Source organism: Clostridium sp. E02 (assembly GCF_003833015.1).
In the GTDB taxonomy this organism is placed as follows: domain Bacteria; phylum Bacillota; class Clostridia; order Lachnospirales; family Lachnospiraceae; genus Lacrimispora.
In genome coordinates, this window is sequence record NZ_RJLQ01000006.1 from 1 (window position 1) to 18,401 (window position 18,401).

Below are 18,401 nucleotides of genomic sequence, written 5' to 3' on the forward strand. Positions count from 1 at the left end.
TTTACAAGCAGGTAACTGTAGTTTTATTAAAGTTACCCAAAAACTAATAGTACCTGGTTAAATCAAGCACCAGAAAACTGGTGCTTATGTTAAAACTTTTTCGGGACATTTTCAAAAACGGTTGACACACTAAAACGTTCAATCAAACGATAAGGAGAGACCAGTACCTCTTCTATTTTTTGATGCTCCAATAATTTCAAAAGATTAACCGCTGCACTCTGCCCCGCCTTGCGAAAAAACAACTGGACCGTTGTAATCCCAGGATAAACCAAGTCCGTAATTTTATCTCCTCCCACTCCTGCAATGGATAATTTATCCGGTACTTTTATCTTCTGCAAATAACAGGCTTTTAATACACCTGCGGCAATTGTATCCGTAGCTGCCAGGATGGCGGTGGGTTTTTGCTCTTTCAAAACCGTTTGAGCTGCCTTTATGGCATCTTGAAACGAGAAAGAGGTCTCTTCTATCTGTAAATCGACATCTTTATATTTTTTAGAAGCCTCAATGACTCCCTGCTTTCTTATTTGCCCTACCGCCACATCTGTCTCTGGAACCCCCAGATAGGTAACTTTTCGGTGCCCCCTCTCAAACAGATACGATCCAATGCAATAACCAACATGAAAATCATCGTGAATTACACTGGGGACCCCCTTGGCCTGCTGCCCGATCAGAATCATGGGAATATTGATTGTCTGGAACACACGCTTGTGTGCATCGGTAATCTGGGTCGCTGCCAGTACAATCCCCGACACTTTCTGTTTGGCCAGAGATTCAATACTCTCGATTTCTCGTTCAATGCTTTGATTGGTGTTGGATATAATCATCTGAAACCCCTGTTCCTGTAAAACATCATCAATCCCAAGCAAAGTTTCTGACATTGCATTGGAATTCAGCCTTGGGATAATTACACCTATGATTTTTGTTTTTTTTGCTTTTAAACTCTGAGCAAACTGATTGGGGGTGTAGCCCGTATCCTTAATCACCTTTTCTATCTTTTCAGCCGTTTTTTCACTGACTGATCCCTGGTTTAAATAACGGGAAACCGTACTTTTTGCAACACCTGACATTTGCGCTATTTCTTTAATACTTTCCATATAATTTCCATCTTTCCATTTATTTATGGGACTTAATAATTTACTCCTATTTTAACTATTTCTATCTGTTTTTCGTATAAAGCATTCGAAATTCACCAGGAGAGCACCCTACACTATCCCGAAACAAAGCTCCAAAATAACTGCAGTCACTAAAACCGGTCTCATAGGCAATGCTTTTAATGCTTTTTTCTGGGTCACTGATTATTCTTTCCTTTGCAGCGCAAATCCGGTACTGAATCGTATAGGTAAATGGAGTGACCTGGTAGGTTTGTTTAAAAATTCTGCATAAATAAGAGGAAGAAACTCCAGCAATGTCTGCCAGATCCAAAAGCGTTATTTCTTTATTGAAGTTTTCTTTGATGTAATCAATCACCCGATCCAGCTTTTCGTTGATTTTCGTGATTTTACCAGTCATTGGAGTTGTCAAATCGCAGCCAATTTGGATCAGAAGATTATAGAGAATCCCGGATGCTTCCAACATATAGTTACTGCCTTTTCCTGATATAAGCTGATACAGATGATTATAATCCGCAATGATCTCTTCTACATTCTTTACCTTACTCACTCCATACTGATCAAAATTCATCGCTTGATACAATGCATTGGCTCCAAACCCGTCAAACAAAATCCATAAGATCGTCCACGGTTCCTTCACCGGATAATACTCATGGGCCATATCTGGCTTCAAAAAAAATGCCATTCCAGTATGGATCGGAAACACGTTTCCATCAACCAGGAACATGCCCGAACCACTGGTGCAAATAGCAATTTGATTCGAAGGAAGTCCTGCCTTGCGTCGAATATGATTTTGATATTCTTCACAGCCAATCCCCATAACATAAAATGGCAATTGTCTGTCTTTATCCATAATAACTGGAAATGCATTTTCTTTGTTCATCTTTGCCCCTCCCCTGTTCAATATATTCATATAGTATCAAAATATTTAGATTGATTCAAGCCAAATCAATCGTATAGAATAGATCTATCACGCCGAAGGAGGAAACACATGACACAATCCCAAACACTCTGGTACACAAAACCGTCAAAGTTATGGGTGGAAGCACTTCCCATTGGTAACGGACGGATTGGCGCTATGGTATATGGAGGGGTCAACGAAGAGTGCATACAATTAAATGAAGAGACTCTATGGTCAGGATATCCCAAAGAAAAGAACAATCCAGATGCCAAAGATTATCTAGACCCTATACGCAACGCTATGCTGCAAGGCGATCTAAAAAAAGCACATACCCTTACCAACGAGCATATGCTCGGTCAATGGACCGAATCTTACTTGCCTTTTGGTACCCTCCGGTTTCATTTTCATCATACCGGGCCTTTTACGGACTACCGGAGAGAACTCAATCTAAATAAAGCTGTCACTACGGTTCAATACACCTGCCAAAAGGTCCATTATCATCGGGAGATGTTCTGTTCCAATCCAGATCAGCTTTTGGTCATTCGATTACGGGCATCTTTAAAAGTTTTATCTTTGGATATTCAGATGGATAGCTTGTTAACAAGTTCTTCTTCTGTAAATGAAAACCATTTGATCTTACAAGGAAAAGCACCAGCCGTGGATATGCCAATCTACTATGATTCCGATGAGCCAGTCCAATATGACAATACGAAGACTACGGTTTCTTTTGAGGGCAGAGTTAAGATCCTAACTACAGATGGTACCGTAACTTATGGAAGTGATTCCATTGCATTAACCAACGCTTCTGAGGCCGTTATTTTCGTTTCACTGGCAACAAGTTTTGTCTCCTTTGATCAGCTTCCAGATGCAGATGCCAAACTAAGGTGCAAATCCTATTTCAGCATGGCCTCAAAACAGTCTTATGAAGCATTACTTAACAGGCATTTGACCTACTACTGCCCAGTTTTTGATCGAATGGAACTTTATTTTGGCGAAAATCGAAGCCATATTCCCACGGATATACGAATCCTGGATTTTAACCAAGGAGTGAACGATCCAGGGTTATGTGCCTTATTTTTTCAGTATAACAGATATTTATTAATCTCTAGTTCTGCCCCTGGCTCTTTGGCCGCCAATTTACAAGGGATCTGGAATCAGGAGATCCGTCCGCCATGGAGCAGCAACTATACCATTAATATCAATACGGAAATGAATTACTGGTTATCGGAAACCTGCAATCTATCGGAATATACCAATCCGCTGTTTGAGTTGATTTTAAACCTTTCAAAGAACGGGCAAAAAACAGCAAAACTTCACTATGGATGCGAGGGCTGGGTTTCCCACCACAATACAGACATCTGGGCACAGACAGCACCCGTTGGTCCTCCAGGAAAGGAGGCTATGGATTGCACAAGCTATTCTGTATGGCCCTTATCCTCCGGATGGCTTTGCAGGCATTTATGGGATCATTACCTTTATACAGGAGATGAAGCATTTCTAAGAGAGAAAGCTATGCCTGTTCTCCTTGAATCCTGTCGCTTTTATGTGGATTATTTAATTGAGGATAAGAATGGACACCTGGTGACTGGACTGTCCATCTCTCCTGAGAATGAATACGAATATGAAGGAGAACGCTATCACCTTGATGTAATGCCTGCCGTTGATATTGCCATTTTAAAAGAATTATTTTCTTCCACGCTTAAAGGGATTGACATAACTGGAATGGGAACTGACAACAAACAAACATTTCAGCACATTCTTTCCAAACTACCTGACTATCAAATCGGATCAAAAGGACAGTTATTGGAATGGAGCCAGGATTATAAAGAGACAGAACCACTGCACCGACATTCCTCCCATTTGTACTGTCTATATCCTTCTATGGAGATCACTCCCCGAAAGGATCCAGAGCTATCCAAAGCCTGCAAAGAAGCTCTGCTTTGCCGTGGTTCCATGGGTACTGGTTGGGGACAGGCATGGAAGGTCTGCTTATGGGCGAGACTTTATGATGGGGATAAATGCTATGAAATGCTAAAACAAATCATGCGTCCCGCTGATTTAAATAACAAAAGCCACTCAGATGGATCTGGGCTTTATATCAATATGTTTGATGCCCATCCCCCTTTCCAGATTGATGGGAATTTCGGTGCATCGGCTGGTATCGCAGAGATGTTTGTACAAAGTGAACCCGGTTTTCTTCACCTTTTGCCAGCACTCCCTTCTGCCTTTCGGGACGGATCGATCAAAGGGTTGTGCTGCCGGGGAAATCTGGCTGTAGATCTCTATTTCAAAGACAATCAGTTGGATTATGCAAAAATCCATTCCAAAAAGGCACAGCAAATCACCCTCAAACTTAAGGACCGGGAAATTCGTGTATCTCTTTCAAACGATCAGCCTTTAACAATTACCACCGATCATTTTAATTAATCATGATTTTATAAGAACGGATTCTAATTCGATCAAAAAAGCCGCCACATCACATGAGTAAAACAAATCTCTGTGATACGGCAGCTTTTTTTGGTTTCGTAAATTATCTTATGGGTTCAAAGATCCAAAGCTGATTGTTCTGAGAACGATATGTATATTGACATACATTGGTACCATCCTCTTTCCCAAGATTATACACATCCAGTGACTTTGTCCCATTACTTGCATTTGTTAAGATTCCATACTGTCCAGCTGTATTACCTGGAGCCAGTTTAAACTGCTGAGAAGTTCCGCCATAGGCACTATAAATCTGAACATTGACTTTATCTGCATTTTCCCCATTGGCTACATCCAGAGAAAAATTCCCTAGTTTGGAAGTCAAGGTAATGTTCCCATTGTCAAGATTTTTTAAATTCCACTTCTGTCCATTGGAACCATTGCCGGTTCTAATCTCCACATTCGATCCATTTGCACCGGAATTGCCTGCTACGGTTAAATATTTTTGGGAATTAATATTTTTAACATAATACCAGCCATCGGATAAAGTAGTACCTGTCTGAGTGCCAAATACGTCATTAAAGGCATCAATTGTTCTATAATAAGATGCTTTTGGTGTGTTTATGTTTGAGAAAAGCAATGGACTGTTTTCTTTTCTCCATGACACATCATCGGAAAGTCCCCACCAGGTAATTCCGGTAATGTTGCCTCCTGCCTTCTTCACTTCACAAATTCCCTTCATCACATCATACACATAAGAAGCCTGACTTGATTCTGAATTCGCACCTGCATCCAGTTCTGTAATCTGCATCTCCAAACCAGCATTCTTAAAGGCTGTGTATGCATCTTTGTAATAAGAAGCACTTGGGAATGAAGTACTTAGGTGAGACTGTCCACCCACGCCATTGCAGTATTTGGTTCCTGAATTGATAAACTGAACCAACTTGAGGATTTTTGAAACTTCCATGTATTCATTGTAATCATTATAAAACAGACTGACACGATCGGTCAGGTTGAAATAGCTTAATGTTTCATGGGCATAACGGAAGGCATCTTTTAAAAATTGAGGACTGGTTGAAATATTCCCATAGATTTTAAGCCATCCGGATTCATTTGAAGAGTGAAGATATTCGTTCACCACATCCCAAGCATAAACCACTTTCCCATGTTCGTTTGTATAAACGTGGTTCATGACGTTTTTAATATAATATTCCATACGTGCGTTCATGACTGCCTGACTCACAAAACCAGCATTGCCCTGGTAGCCTGACCGAAACAGCCAGTTCGGAGTCTGCCCATGCCAAACCAACGTATGAGCCCTTACCCCCAGTCCGTTGTTATCACAAATCTCCAATACCTTGTCCACAGTCGAAAAATTAATTCGTGGAACCGTGGATTCGTGATATCCATCCGGAATATAATACCCCATAGATTTCGCCTGTGAAACAGAAATCAGATTGGGAGATTGTCCAAGCAATGCATCTGGCTTCATCTCATTTTCAAGGGTTATACTATTATACCTTTGCTTGATGATATTTAAAGTTCCCTGATCTTGTAATTGTCTCAATGTCACGCAGGTTCCCACTCGTTCGAATTTTTCCCCATATGTATTCAATAAGTTCTGGCCACTAGTGGCTGCCATGGATATCCCAAAGGACGATAGTGCAAGTGTCAGTGTCAAACATGTTGCTGCTATTTTTTTCAATAACCTTCTCATTTCATTACCCCCTTATTATTTATCTTATAACAAATCGTATCTGCACTCCAAACGAAAGCTCTGCCTTTTTCTCTTTCCCCTCCTTCTTTGGCTTATTTCTTTCACTGTTTCATGAAGATACCATTTGTCAAAGTACACTTGTATATTATAATATATGTGTATAAAACAGACAATATTACAAAAAGTAATTTTTTTTTTAATGTTTTATTACATATACTACTTTTATTTTTAATAAAGCAAGGAAATCTACATAGATAGGATGGCGATCAAGTCTGTTTTTGAGAGGAACGGGCGAATTTTACGATGATCGTTTCATATCCATTCATTCCACCATTTTCTGTAAATGTGCCATAGACCAAGCTGCCTTTTTTTACCGCCATATAAAACTCCTGACATAGTTTAATTTTATTATTTGAAAAATTCTGCAAAAACACATAGTGAAAGTCTTCTGATTCTCTCGTTGTCACTTCAAGTTCTTCTGGTATTGTTCCGGGAAACTCAGGGGCAATACCAGCGGTAACGGTTACCTCCTGGAACAAATCATCATAAAATTCCTGACTTGCATCCGCACAAACATAGTAAGCAGTCCCCTTTCCCCAATGGTTTTTCGTTAGTGCTGGATATCCCTTATAAAAATCTTCTTCATATACGAAAAGTGCTTTTGCACCATTAAGACTTACCAAATCACAGAGATTTCTACATTCATATCTTCCTTTCTTTTTACTGTCGTTGGAAGGTATCATACCATTACGCTCCTCATCATAGAGTCCATCGATCTCCATACTGCGAAGACCAAGAACCTGGTTTAATCCATGAGGAACTGCTCCCATAAAGCAACGGTCAAACTCATCGACAATCCCAGACCAGTAAGTCGTTATCAACTGTCCTCCTGCTTCCACGAATCGACTTAACTTCTCTTCTATTCCGTTCCGAAACATATACAGCATAGGGGCTGCTACCAGCTCATATCCAGCCAGACTTTGTTCCATAGATATGACATCGACATCAAACCCCAGTTTTCTCATCCCACGATAGATTTTAACGCAGGTTTCATGATAGAAAAGACCTTTGTTTCTAGGTCCCTGTGCATCTTCCATGGCCCAACGGCTTTCCATATCACAGATCAGTGCCATCTTTGAATGAACGCTGGTATTCGCCAGCTCCCCAAGGCTTAAAAGGTCTTCTCCTATCTGGCTAACTTCTTTTAAAATTCTTGTATCCTCTCCCCCATAATGATCGATCACAGCCCCGTGAAATTTTTCGGAACTTCCACAGCTTTGCCGAATCTGAAAAAAAAGCACACTATCCGAACCATGGGCAATCGCCTGAAGAGATGCCAGCTTTAAAAGACCGGGACGTTTTAATTTGCTGACTCCCTGCCAGTTGGTACTGCTTGGACTGGATTCCATAAGTAAAAAAGGAGACTTCTTCAAACTTCTCATATAATCATGCTGCAACCCATTCTCTCTTGCAGTCAGTATTTCCTCCTTTTTATGCCACAATGGATAGGTATCCCAGGATACCACATCCACGGCATCGGTGAGTCTGTCATAATTAAGTCCGGTAAAATCATACATCAAATTGGTGGTAGTCGGTTGAAAGGCCCCTCCCTCTCTCAATGCTTTCACTTCCCATGTCGCAAAATCTGTAGTCTGTTCTGTTACAAAACGTCTCCAGTCCAGATTCAGCCCATGGATCTCCGACTCTCCCATGGAAGAAGGACTCTCTATCTGCTCAAAAGAGGAATAGATATGGCTCCAGAATGCAGTATACCAGCATTCATTAAGTCGTGTTATAGATTGGTACCTTTTTTTTAACCAACGCTGAAACTCGTTCTGACACAATTGGCAATGGCATTCTCCCCCATATTCGTTTGATATATGCCACATCAATATGCCTGGGTGAGATCCAAACGTTTCGGCTAGGCGTTTGTTTATCTGTCTTACCTTCTCTCTATATACTGGAGAGGTATAGCAGTGATTATGACGTCCTCCGAACAAATGCCGCCGCCTGGCTTCATCCACTCTTAAAACCTCCGGATACTGATCTGACATCCATTTGGGACGAGCACCAGAAGGAGTTGCCAGAATGGTATTGATTCCATTTTCATACAGTTCATCCACCCGTTTTATTAGCCAGTCAAAACAATACGTTCCTTCTTCTGGTTCTAGAAAAGACCAAGAAAAAATTCCCATTGTAACCGTATTAATACCAGCCTTCTTCATATAGTTTATATCTGTCTTTAAAATCTCCGGCTTAGAAAGCCACTGTTCCGGATAATAATCCCCTCCATACCACAAACCAGTGTGTTTCATAATATCACCTTCCTGCTTATTTTTACTTAATCGCACCTGTAATTCCTTCTGCAAAGCTTTTTTGTAATAAAAAGAATATGATGACCGTTGGCATCGTACAGATAAACACGGATAGCATTAAAACACCGTAATCTGTCACATATCCTTCCGTTAAATTTGCTACCATCATGGGCATGGTAATACTATTAACATCGGAAAGTATTACCTTCGGCCATAAATAACTATTCCATGCATTCATAAAGGTGATGGTCATGGCCGCTGCATAAGTAGACCGCATGGTAGGAAGAAACATTCGATAAAAGATCTGAAATTCAGTCAAACCATCCAGTCTTGCTGCTTCCATAATATCAGAGGGAAAAGATCTTGCACTCTGACGAAACATCATGATTAAAAACGGAGTTGATATGGTAGGCAAAATAAAGCCCAAGGTGCTGTTGAGCAGTCTTGCCTTTGAAAACATCTGATAAAGAGGTATCATGGTTGCTGCAAACGGAACCATCATTGCAAGCAAAATTACACTCATCACCCGATCTTTTGCCTTATCATGAAATACTTCAAAACCATAACCTGCCAAAGAACAGACAAGCAAGGAAATCAGGGTCATAAGAATGGAATACCGAAAGGAATTAAACAAGGCACGGGCAACATTCTGGGAAGCAAAAAGATTCTTCCAATTCTCAAATAACGCCGTTCCCACCATCAAGGTACCTCTCGATACATCCACACTTTTATTGGTTGCCGCTATCACCATCCAGTAAAGAGGGAATACCGATAGGACAGAAACCAGGATCAAAAAACCATAAGAAAGTATTTTTTTCCCTTTAGTCACGTTTATCACCTACCTTCAACTGTATATAGGCCAGTAATGCTACCAGAATAAGAATCACATACGACATGGCCGCCGCATATCCGAAGTTTGGAACATATTTAAAGGATACATTATAAATATAATGGGACATGGTAATGGTTGCATTTGCAGGACCTCCATATGTTAAGTTCACAGATTCATCAAATAACTGCAAAGTTCCATTGGTCGACATGATGGCGGTTAGCAGTATCATTGGCTTCAACAAAGGTATGGTAATACGAAGCAGACATTGAAGAGGAGATGCTCCGTCAATTTTAGCTGCTTCGTAAACAGAATATTCAATGTTTTGAAGTCCAGCTAGATAAAACACCATGTTATATCCGGTCCACCTCCAGATCAGTGCCAGTATAATCACAACTCTGGCACTGTTTGGATGCCCCAGAAAGTTATATCCCGTTGTGAAGAACCCCAGTTTGATGAGCACAGTATTCACCAGTCCATCTATGGCAAATAAAGAACGGAATATGACTGCGTAGGAAACCAAAGAGGTGGCACATGGGAGGAATATGGCAGTACGAAACAGTCCCTTGAACCGAAGTTCTTTCTTATTTAGTAACGAAGCTAGGATCAGAGCAAGAATCAACATAACTGGTACTTGTATTAACAGATATGTAAAATTATTGGTAAGCGCCTGGACAAAAATCGGATCCTGAAACATACGGATATAGTTTCCTGCCCCAGTCCATTTCATAGCCGCACCGAGCCCGGTACGGAAGGATAAAAACAAAGCCTGAATCATAGGAACAAAACTCATAATTACTAGTAGTAGAACTGCAGGTGCCAAAAAGATCCAGCCTGCCCGGCTCTGCTTCTGTCCTAACGTTCGGTTTTTCTTTAATCTTACCACGATGATACCACCTCTCTTATTCCTGATTCTACCTTATTTTCCCATTGCAAAATTCACCGTATCCTCTGCAGTTTTTATCTCAGAATCAATATCTGAACCTGCAACGACTCTTGTAATGGCAGTGGCAACCGCATCTCTTGCCTCATAATAATAGACACCAGTATTATTTGACGGCGTTTTTGATGCAAACTCTGTGATCATGGCATAGATTGGATCATTGCCGAAAAATTCCTGTGGTTCTTTGTATACTTTACTATCTGCTACCGGAAGATAAGTAGAAAGTGCGCCGGATTTTGGAAGAATGGTTTCAAAAAAAGAAGTGCTTCCTGCAAATGTTTTTGCCAGAAAATCATACGCCAGTTCCGGATTTTTACATGCTGTTGTCACCGCCCAGCTCGAACCTCCATTGTTGGAATAATTGGTTGCCCCATCAACCTCTTCCAGTTTTGGCATATTAGTAAGCCCCCACTTTCCAGACTGATCCTCTGCGGTTTGAATGCTTGCCAGAATCCAGCAGCCGTTGACGGTTCCACCTACGGTACTATTTGTTAATGTACCTATATATTGATCCCAGTCATTGACTTCTATTAACACTCCGCTTTTTACCAAAGCCGCATACGTTTCCATCACTTTTTTTAGTTTTTCATTCCCAATCATGGCTGGATTTCCGTCTTGATCAAATAGACTTCCTCCGGCAGACTGTAACATCATCATGATCAGATCCGACTCTCCTGCCTGACAAGATAACAACGGTTTCCCCGTCTTTTTAAGGATATCTTCCCCCATTTTTTGATACTGGCCCCAGGTAATATCCTTAAATTCATCCACCGTATACCCTGCTTCTTCTAAGATATCGGTACGGTAACAGGCAACCACGGCTCCATTATCAAACGGAACTCCATAATTTTTCCCCTCTACCACTGAGTATGCAGTTTTGGCCTTCGCAAACTTAGTAAAATCGATTCCGCTATCCGTCATATTATTAAATACATCTGGATAACTGATTACGTTTTTTAAAAATGCGTTATCCTGTAAAAGCATAATATCTGGTAGGGAATCTAAGTTCCCAGACGTTGCTGCTGTGGTCAGCTTGGTCTGGACATCTGCCCAAGGGGTCTCTACAACATTTAATTTAAAATCCGGATGATCTTTCTGGTAAATTTTTGCTGCTTCTTCCATCGCATATACGTTAAAGGCCGGATCCCAACACCAAACAGTCAGTTCATTGTCCGTCTTAGCATTCCCACTCTTTTCCCCACCATTTTTTTGTGGTGTCGTTGTGCTACTACAGGCAGCTAAGGATAATACCATAACACCAGCCAGTAAAATTGATCCTATTTTTCTTTTCATAACAAATTTCCTCCTTATTTTTTCGTTATTTTGAGAATCTCTAACTTTTTTCATAAAAATTGCAGATAAAACATGCAGCTCTCTCCATAAAAAAAAGGTATCCTACTGTTATCTATTTCATGAAACGGATAACAACATTATACCAATTTTTCAAATTTGAAAGCATCTATATTTAATTAAAAAAAGCGCAAATTCAACCATTCAGATCATTGCCAGCCTTTGTGTGTACTGATCTGACAATGATCCAGTCGATTCTCATCCTTTTCCTTCGATTTTTTCCACTGATATGGGGAGCAGCTCATCACTTTCTTAAAGTTTCGGTTAAATGCAGAAACTGATGCAAAACCAGAGGATTCTGCTACCTCATCCATGGATTTTTCCGTGTTCTTTAAAAATTCACATGATTGTTGAATTCGGATTAAATTTATATACTCCAATGGCTTCATTTTCATTCCATCTTCAAAGACACGACGAAAATGACTTTCACTCATATTGCATTGAACTGCCAAATCTTTTATTTTAATTTCTTTTAAATATTGTTCTGATATGTAATTAAGCGCATCGGAAATCAATGCTGTGTGGGGTCTTCTACGCATCACATTCACTTCGGCATCGGAGAGCCGTAATAATTCAGTCAGCCATGCCTGTAAAAGTCCCCTGATGTTATCTTTATAATATGGCTTTTTCATGCGTGCTTCTTCTATAATCCCAATTATCACTCGAAATAAAGAAGGATGCTCATCCCCTGACAATAAATAACCAGTTCTTTGGATCTGTTTTAGTATATTTTTTTTACTCAGCGGATCCTTTACAAACCAGTTGCAGAGAACTTGCTCCATATCCACATACAGCCATTCCCAATATCCTTGTGTCCCTTCCTCGCTGTTGGTGGTATGAGGAAGCCTTGGAGGTACGATCATAATAGATTTAGGAGAAAAGGGAATGCGTTCCTGACCCAACACAACTTCCCCAGTGCCAAAATGGCAATAGCCTATCTCCATTAAATTATGAAAATGAAGGTATTTGACGTGCCTTCCATACTCCCTGATCCAACCTTCCCCAAATAAAGCCAGTACTGGTTCCCCGTTTGGAATCTCATAATAGCGAAATTCCACCTTCTCTCTCTGTTTTGACATAACTCTTATCCCCCGATAATTATACAGTTTTTAGTTTTCATATTTTTTGAAAATATGATATTTATATTTTATAATCCACTTTATGACAAATGCAAGGGAAAAAGGGGGAAGAATGGTTTCATTTATGATATAAAGTTTACCTCTACCTCATATCTGCTGCATGCTACATATGCCTGTAACAGCCCACCAATAAATAACCCTACAGAAAATCCACAAGCAATGGAGTAAAGCAGATTGAATTCGAAGTTATTGTAAAGGAAAGGCTGAATGCTGACTGCAACATTCAAACAATATTTCACAGAAAAGTTAACTAGTATGATCATTAGCGGAAGATAGGTTCCCGTACGATAGAAATCATTTTCCTTTTTATAAACCTTACGAAACCGGGAATACAACGAATAACCGACCATAGATCCAATCGCTGCCAGTACTACATAGACACAAACCGATTCTCCAAAATAAGCAAACTTTGTAAAAAGCTTCATCAGACCCCAAATAATAAATATGGTTGGAACCAATAACATTTTTGAAAATGAAATTCTGGCATCCTGAGTGGCCGCTTGCCCTCTCTTGATTAATATTACCAATAACACCCATACAATAATTGGTGTCTGCGTTAAGACTTCAATGATAAACATAATAATTTCCTTCTTTCTTTTTTATGATCCCACATTACAATCATCCAAAAGATTTAACAAGGTCTCAATACGCAAGCGGTCATTCCTTCTTCTTAAGCGGTTTTATTATTTGGGTGACTTCGAATGAATTTTTTTATCTTCTTTCTTTTCTAATCTTTCATTCATCTTCTTTACCTCTGCTTTATCAAATTGATACGTTAGCAAACGGATGGCAATATAAAGAATGATAACTATGGCAAGTATAGAAGCAATCCCTTCTATTGTCAGTCCCCAGTTAAACAGGTAATTACACAGAATACAATACACCCAAACAGCGATCAAATAAACTGCTTGCTTAAAAAAAGAAGAGTCAAATAAGATTCCCTGAAAAAGACTGCGTTTGATCACTGCAGCTCCAAAGGCACTAAGTAAAATCTCATATAGGAACTGATTATTTAATTGCTTTCCGGTTAGCAACTCAATTAATACGACCCCAGTAAAAATCATTGCTGTTAACTGGGTTATTTTATTTATTTTATGAACTATCATTCGTTCTCCCCCATTCCTAATTTTCTTTTTAGACCAGCCACATACCGCCTTGATATGATGACTTTTTCCTGATTCAAAAGTAACGCTTCTAAATTCCCACTTAGTTTTGGATAGAACGAATAAATTTGATTAAAATTTAAAAGCATAGATTTACTGATTCGAATAAATCCATAGGGATAAAGCTGTTCCTCTAGTACATACAGTTTTTCTGCAATTTCAAATGTATCTTTTTCCGTATAGACAAAAACTTTCCGATCCATCGTTTCCAGATAAAAGATATCGTCTTTTTTTATTTTATAAAATGTTTCGTCTTTTTTGCAAAGAAGGCTGCCTGCATCTTTTTCTGCCGAATTTAAGATCTGAATGGCCCGGTTTATGTTTTTTTCCACACTGTGAACCTGAAAATGAACCACTTCCTCTTCTACTTCGGATATAATATCTATCTGAACTTTCATTCCTTAGCTCCTTCTCTAAAAATAGAAAAAGCATTCCCCACCGGATCCTAGAACCCGGCAGGGTCTGCTTTTTATCAAACGATTGAATCATCCATCTACAATCAGATCACCAACGTTGGCGAAGTATAAACTCTAGAGGATAGTTCAGAATCCAGCATATACAATCCTTTGGAATCAGACCCAAATAAGTCATATCTCTTAATGATCTCATCTGTATTCTTCTCTTCTTCCCCCTGTTCCTTTACAAACCAGTCAAGGAACTGCATCGTACGGAAATCTTTCAGCTCATAAGCAGCTCCGTATATGTCATGTATGGCTTTTGTAACTTTCATCTCATGCTCATACGCCTCCACAATGGGCTGGCGGAAGTCTTTAAACTCATAGGAAGGAGCCTTAATATCATCCAATACGATTTTATCTCCATTATGAAGCAAATAATCCATGAATAATGTAGCATGATCCCGTTCTTCCTGGGTTTGTATCTTGAACCAATTTGCAAATCCATTTAAATTACAATCGGCATAATAATTGCAAATATCCAGATAGGCATAAGCCGAATAGAATTCAAAATTAACCTGTTTATTTAACATATTAACAATTTCTTTATTTAGCATCGTAATGTCCTCCTTATTCTTGGGCATATTTTCAAATTACTTGTTCTTATATTCTAACATTTTTATCATAATTATTCAATAGCATACCAAAAAATATCATTTTTTCTTAACGTCAGACAATTTCATTTTTCTTACTTCCCACATGGCCCAGAGAGGACTGGCAACACAAATCGAGGAATAACAACCCGTCAAAACTCCAAAAAACATGGGTAATGAAAACTCCATGATTGATTGAATCTGAAAATGATACGAAGCAGCCAGTAATATAAATACACAAATCCCAGTTGTAAACGAAGTATTAACCGAGCGTTTTAAAGTTTGTGAAATACTAATATTAGTCAGGTCCTCTACTGGCATCTTTAAATTCTGTTTGCGATTCTCCCTTATCCTGTCGTAGATAACTATGGTGTCATTGATGGAGTAACCGATGATTGTCAATACCACTGCAACAAAAGCGTCATTGAGTGGAATCCGAAACAGGACAAATACAAAAAACACCACCAGTACATCATGGAACAAGGCTATCATGGCTGTAATTCCTGCAGGGAGTCCTGAGATAACAGAGAAACGGACCCACACGTACCCAACTATAAAAAGCATAGATAAGGCAATGGCTGTTGCCCCATTTCGAAGAGCCTTGGCCCCTATATAAGGTTCTACCACATAAGATTCAGAGACCTTGCCTTCGCCATTTCCTGTGATCTTGTTGATCACCGCCGTTATTTGTTTCTGCTCATTGGGAGACATTCCTAAACTGCCTGCAAGCGTTACAGAAAGACGTTTCTGACCAGACATGGGATCTTCCTTTATCTGAACCGTAACCGGTCGATTGGTTTCTTTTTCCACAGCCCCCTGGATCTTACTGGTATCTGCACCCTCGGATATCTGATACGTTAATACCGCACCTCCGGTGAATTTGGTATCCAGTTTCACTCCAAAAAAGAAACACCCCAAAATACCAGATAGAAGCACGAATCCGGAAACAAAAGCAAATATATATTTCTTTTGATAAAACGGTAAGATTTTTTTGTCTTTTCGAATCTTGAACCATGCTGTATTTCGAAAGAAATCAAACGATACCAAAGACAGAATCAACTGTTTGGATACCGTTACTCCAACCAACAGGTTTACGATCATACCCATAAGCAGAGTGTAACCGAAACTTAGCATAGTTCCTGAACCTAAAAACATTAAGATCACTGCTATAATTGCGGTGGTCACATTCCCATCTAAAACAGAAGAAAACGCATTTTTATAACCGGTCTGTATGGCAGCTTTTATAAAACTGCCCTTTTTCAGTTCATCGGAGATACGTTCAGAAATAATGATATTGGCATCCACCGCCATTCCCAAGGTCAAAATCATACCCGCAATTCCCGGCAATGTCAGTGTGTACTGTGGAATGGAAACAGAGAGCATTTGTAAACTCATCTGCAGCACCAAAGTCACACAAGCAATCACACCTGGAAGCCGGTAACATAAAATCATAAACAGACATATGATTAAAAATGCAACCATGCCGGCATATACCATGATGGTCAAAGCATTGCTTCCAAGGGAAGGACTGATGGTAGAAAAGTTCGTTGTTTTTAAAGAAAATGGAAGGGCTCCTGCATTGATTTTCTCTGCCAGATCTTTTGCCGCCTGATAGGATTCCATTCCGGTGATAACGGCCTGACCTCCTGAAATTTTTGCTTTTACCGTAGGATTGGAGATTTGATCTTTGTCCATATAGATTCCCAATCGTTTCCCAATCAACGATTTTGTTGCATTTTCAAACAGCTTTGCCCCTTCCGAATCAAACGTCAGAGCCACCTGATATTGTTTCGCTCCATTGGCATTTTTCATCTCTGGTGTTGCATTTTTCACATTTTTCCCTTGAATTAATACCGTTCCATCGGGGTCTTGAAATGTAAGCTCTGCCATTGCACCAAGTTCTGTTATGGCATCTTCTGGATTAAAATCTGTCTCCTGTGATTTCCATGGAAATTGAACAATGATGTATCCGGCTTTTTTATCAACCGTTACTTCACGATCTGTTATGTTTTGATTATCCATTCGGGTTTCAATTACTTCCCTGGCAGAATCAAGCTCCTGCACGGTTGGTTTTCGGTCCATTCCCTGAGGCTCAAATATTGCTTCTACGCCACCTCTGATATCAATTCCTAAACGCATGTCAAAGGCACCTTTGATGCTATCTCCTGCCCCAAAAATTGCAATAGAAACAAACGCTGCAATAACAAGCAAAATTGCAGCAAATAATTTCTTTCCTGGTTTCATAAATTATCCTCTTTTCTGATTGATCTTCTATCTGCATTTTAAATGCCTGCAGATCCTTTTTCACCATCTGAATCGTGGATATATTGGATCAAAAACAGCCTGCCAATCAAATCTTTGGGGAGAGTTGTGGTTTCTACCAGCCCAAACAGTAGGGGGAAGAAGAAAAAGAAAGTAGGAAAACTAATATCGGAATGGATGGAATGAGTCAAAGAAATTTGATCCGTTTCTTCCTCAAATACTTCTGGGATCTCTGCGTCCCAATTGCTTCTTTTATGATAAAAATCTCCGCAAGAAACAGACCCGGAAAAAGTAAACACCCCTTTCCCCTGATCTGAGTCATAATTTCCATTCAGTTGAGCAAAAAACCATGCGACGCATAACAAATATGCAAGTGTTCTATGCATGGGCTTTCTTCTATTACTCTGAATTATCATTGGTCTGTCTCCTGCTGTAATTGACTCTATGCTGTGAGCAGTATACAACAATTTTTTTTCAAATACAATATTTTTTTAACCGACCAAACCCTGTTTTTCTATCCACCTAATGTTACATCTTGTCTAGAATACCATTCCAAAGCATCATTCACATGCTCGATCCTAAAATCTGGCCAGTAATCATCTACAACGTAGAGATCGGAATAAACAGACTGAACCGGTAAAAAGCCAGACAGTCTCCTTCTTCCACCCCATCGAATAATCAAGTCAATTCTAGATACCTTAGAGGTCTTTAGTTCTGGACCAATAACTTTATCTTTAAGCCCTAAGTCCCACTCCCAACTGTAATTAATCAAAAAATTAATTTTCATTCCGCCTTTTCCAAACCGAACTCTGTCAGTATAAGGTTTTAATTCTTCTGGAAACACATGGGATGTCGTCTTACCAAGTACTAAAAGCTCTGCATCTTCTTTCGACAATACATCCACTGCCTTTACACATGCCTTGGAAAACGCTTCTCTTTGTATAGTAGGACGTTTGGTATTATCTGCGGTAAACCCATAGAAGGTCATCTCCTCAATACCCAATTCACGGCACATACGATAAAGAGTCATTCCAGGAAAGATCCCATTGTCATACCCATCCTCTTTCTTCATTCCTTTCTGTACCGCCCAACGTCGGTTTCCATCGGGTATAATTCCGATATGCTTTGGAATTCTCATGGCATTCCCTCCATTCTTTTCCCACTCACGGGAAGTCCTACCATATTATTCCCATATTTTATT

General features: G+C 39.7%; 16 protein-coding genes. 1 reads left to right on the forward strand and 15 read right to left on the reverse strand.

The window, feature by feature from the left end; genetic code table 11:
- Nucleotides 1-89 precede the first annotated feature (89 nt).
- Entirely contained in the window at nt 90-1,094 is a 1,005-nt protein-coding gene (locus EFT72_RS05480) for a LacI family DNA-binding transcriptional regulator (protein WP_124065910.1), read from the reverse strand.
- 61 nt (nt 1,095-1,155) lie between these two features.
- On the reverse strand, nt 1,156-1,992 hold the full coding sequence (locus EFT72_RS05485; RefSeq protein ID WP_164473086.1) for an AraC family transcriptional regulator: 837 nt from the start codon (nt 1,990-1,992) through the stop codon (nt 1,156-1,158).
- 108 nt (nt 1,993-2,100) lie between these two features.
- Here EFT72_RS05485 and EFT72_RS05490 point away from each other — a divergent pair, with 108 nt between their 5' ends.
- Entirely contained in the window at nt 2,101-4,437 is a 2,337-nt protein-coding gene (locus tag EFT72_RS05490) for a glycoside hydrolase family 95 protein (protein WP_124065912.1), read from the forward strand.
- A gap of 103 nt (nt 4,438-4,540) precedes the next feature.
- On the opposite strand, the gene EFT72_RS05495 is transcribed toward EFT72_RS05490, so the two are convergent.
- From EFT72_RS05495 to EFT72_RS05555, 13 genes are all read right to left on the reverse strand, one after another.
- Complete coding sequence (locus tag EFT72_RS05495) at nt 4,541-6,151, reverse strand: endo-1,4-beta-xylanase (RefSeq protein ID WP_124065913.1); 1,611 nt, start codon at nt 6,149-6,151, stop codon at nt 4,541-4,543.
- Between the two features lie 266 nt (nt 6,152-6,417).
- Nucleotides 6,418-8,466 (reverse strand): beta-galactosidase, encoded by a 2,049-nt coding sequence (locus EFT72_RS05500; protein WP_124066063.1) that lies wholly within the window; start codon nt 8,464-8,466, stop codon nt 6,418-6,420.
- Between the two features lie 22 nt (nt 8,467-8,488).
- The gene (locus EFT72_RS05505; RefSeq protein ID WP_243109954.1) at nt 8,489-9,295 is read right to left on the reverse strand and encodes a carbohydrate ABC transporter permease; all 807 of its coding nucleotides are present in this window, start codon (nt 9,293-9,295) and stop codon (nt 8,489-8,491) included.
- Nucleotides 9,288-10,181 carry a sugar ABC transporter permease gene (locus EFT72_RS05510; RefSeq protein ID WP_124065914.1) on the reverse strand — a complete coding sequence of 298 codons (894 nt, stop codon included), beginning with the start codon at nt 10,179-10,181 and terminating at the stop codon, nt 9,288-9,290. Before EFT72_RS05510 ends, EFT72_RS05505 begins: the two co-directional genes overlap by 8 nt.
- A gap of 33 nt (nt 10,182-10,214) precedes the next feature.
- On the reverse strand, nt 10,215-11,531 hold the full coding sequence (locus tag EFT72_RS05515; RefSeq protein ID WP_124065915.1) for an extracellular solute-binding protein: 1,317 nt from the start codon (nt 11,529-11,531) through the stop codon (nt 10,215-10,217).
- A 206-nt stretch (nt 11,532-11,737) separates the two neighbouring features.
- Nucleotides 11,738-12,667 carry an AraC family transcriptional regulator gene (locus EFT72_RS05520; protein WP_124065916.1) on the reverse strand — a complete coding sequence of 310 codons (930 nt, stop codon included), beginning with the start codon at nt 12,665-12,667 and terminating at the stop codon, nt 11,738-11,740.
- Between the two features lie 122 nt (nt 12,668-12,789).
- On the reverse strand, nt 12,790-13,305 hold the full coding sequence (locus EFT72_RS05525) for a DUF6622 family protein (RefSeq protein WP_124065917.1): 516 nt from the start codon (nt 13,303-13,305) through the stop codon (nt 12,790-12,792).
- 105 nt (nt 13,306-13,410) lie between these two features.
- A complete protein-coding gene (locus tag EFT72_RS05530) occupies nt 13,411-13,833 on the reverse strand; it encodes a DUF3021 family protein (RefSeq protein ID WP_124065918.1) in 423 nt (140 codons plus the stop codon).
- The gene (locus EFT72_RS05535) at nt 13,830-14,288 is read right to left on the reverse strand and encodes a LytTR family DNA-binding domain-containing protein (protein WP_124065919.1); all 459 of its coding nucleotides are present in this window, start codon (nt 14,286-14,288) and stop codon (nt 13,830-13,832) included. Before EFT72_RS05535 ends, EFT72_RS05530 begins: the two co-directional genes overlap by 4 nt.
- A gap of 101 nt (nt 14,289-14,389) precedes the next feature.
- On the reverse strand, nt 14,390-14,902 hold the full coding sequence (locus EFT72_RS05540; protein WP_124065920.1) for a ferritin: 513 nt from the start codon (nt 14,900-14,902) through the stop codon (nt 14,390-14,392).
- A gap of 96 nt (nt 14,903-14,998) precedes the next feature.
- Nucleotides 14,999-17,182 (reverse strand): protein translocase subunit SecD, encoded by a 2,184-nt coding sequence (gene secD / locus EFT72_RS05545; protein ID WP_124065921.1) that lies wholly within the window; start codon nt 17,180-17,182, stop codon nt 14,999-15,001.
- Between the two features lie 38 nt (nt 17,183-17,220).
- On the reverse strand, nt 17,221-17,616 hold the full coding sequence (locus EFT72_RS05550; protein WP_124065922.1) for a hypothetical protein: 396 nt from the start codon (nt 17,614-17,616) through the stop codon (nt 17,221-17,223).
- Between the two features lie 98 nt (nt 17,617-17,714).
- Nucleotides 17,715-18,338, reverse strand: a complete 624-nt coding sequence (locus EFT72_RS05555; protein ID WP_124065923.1) for an undecaprenyl diphosphate synthase family protein — start codon at nt 18,336-18,338, stop codon at nt 17,715-17,717.
- Between the last annotated feature and the right edge of the window lie 63 nt (nt 18,339-18,401).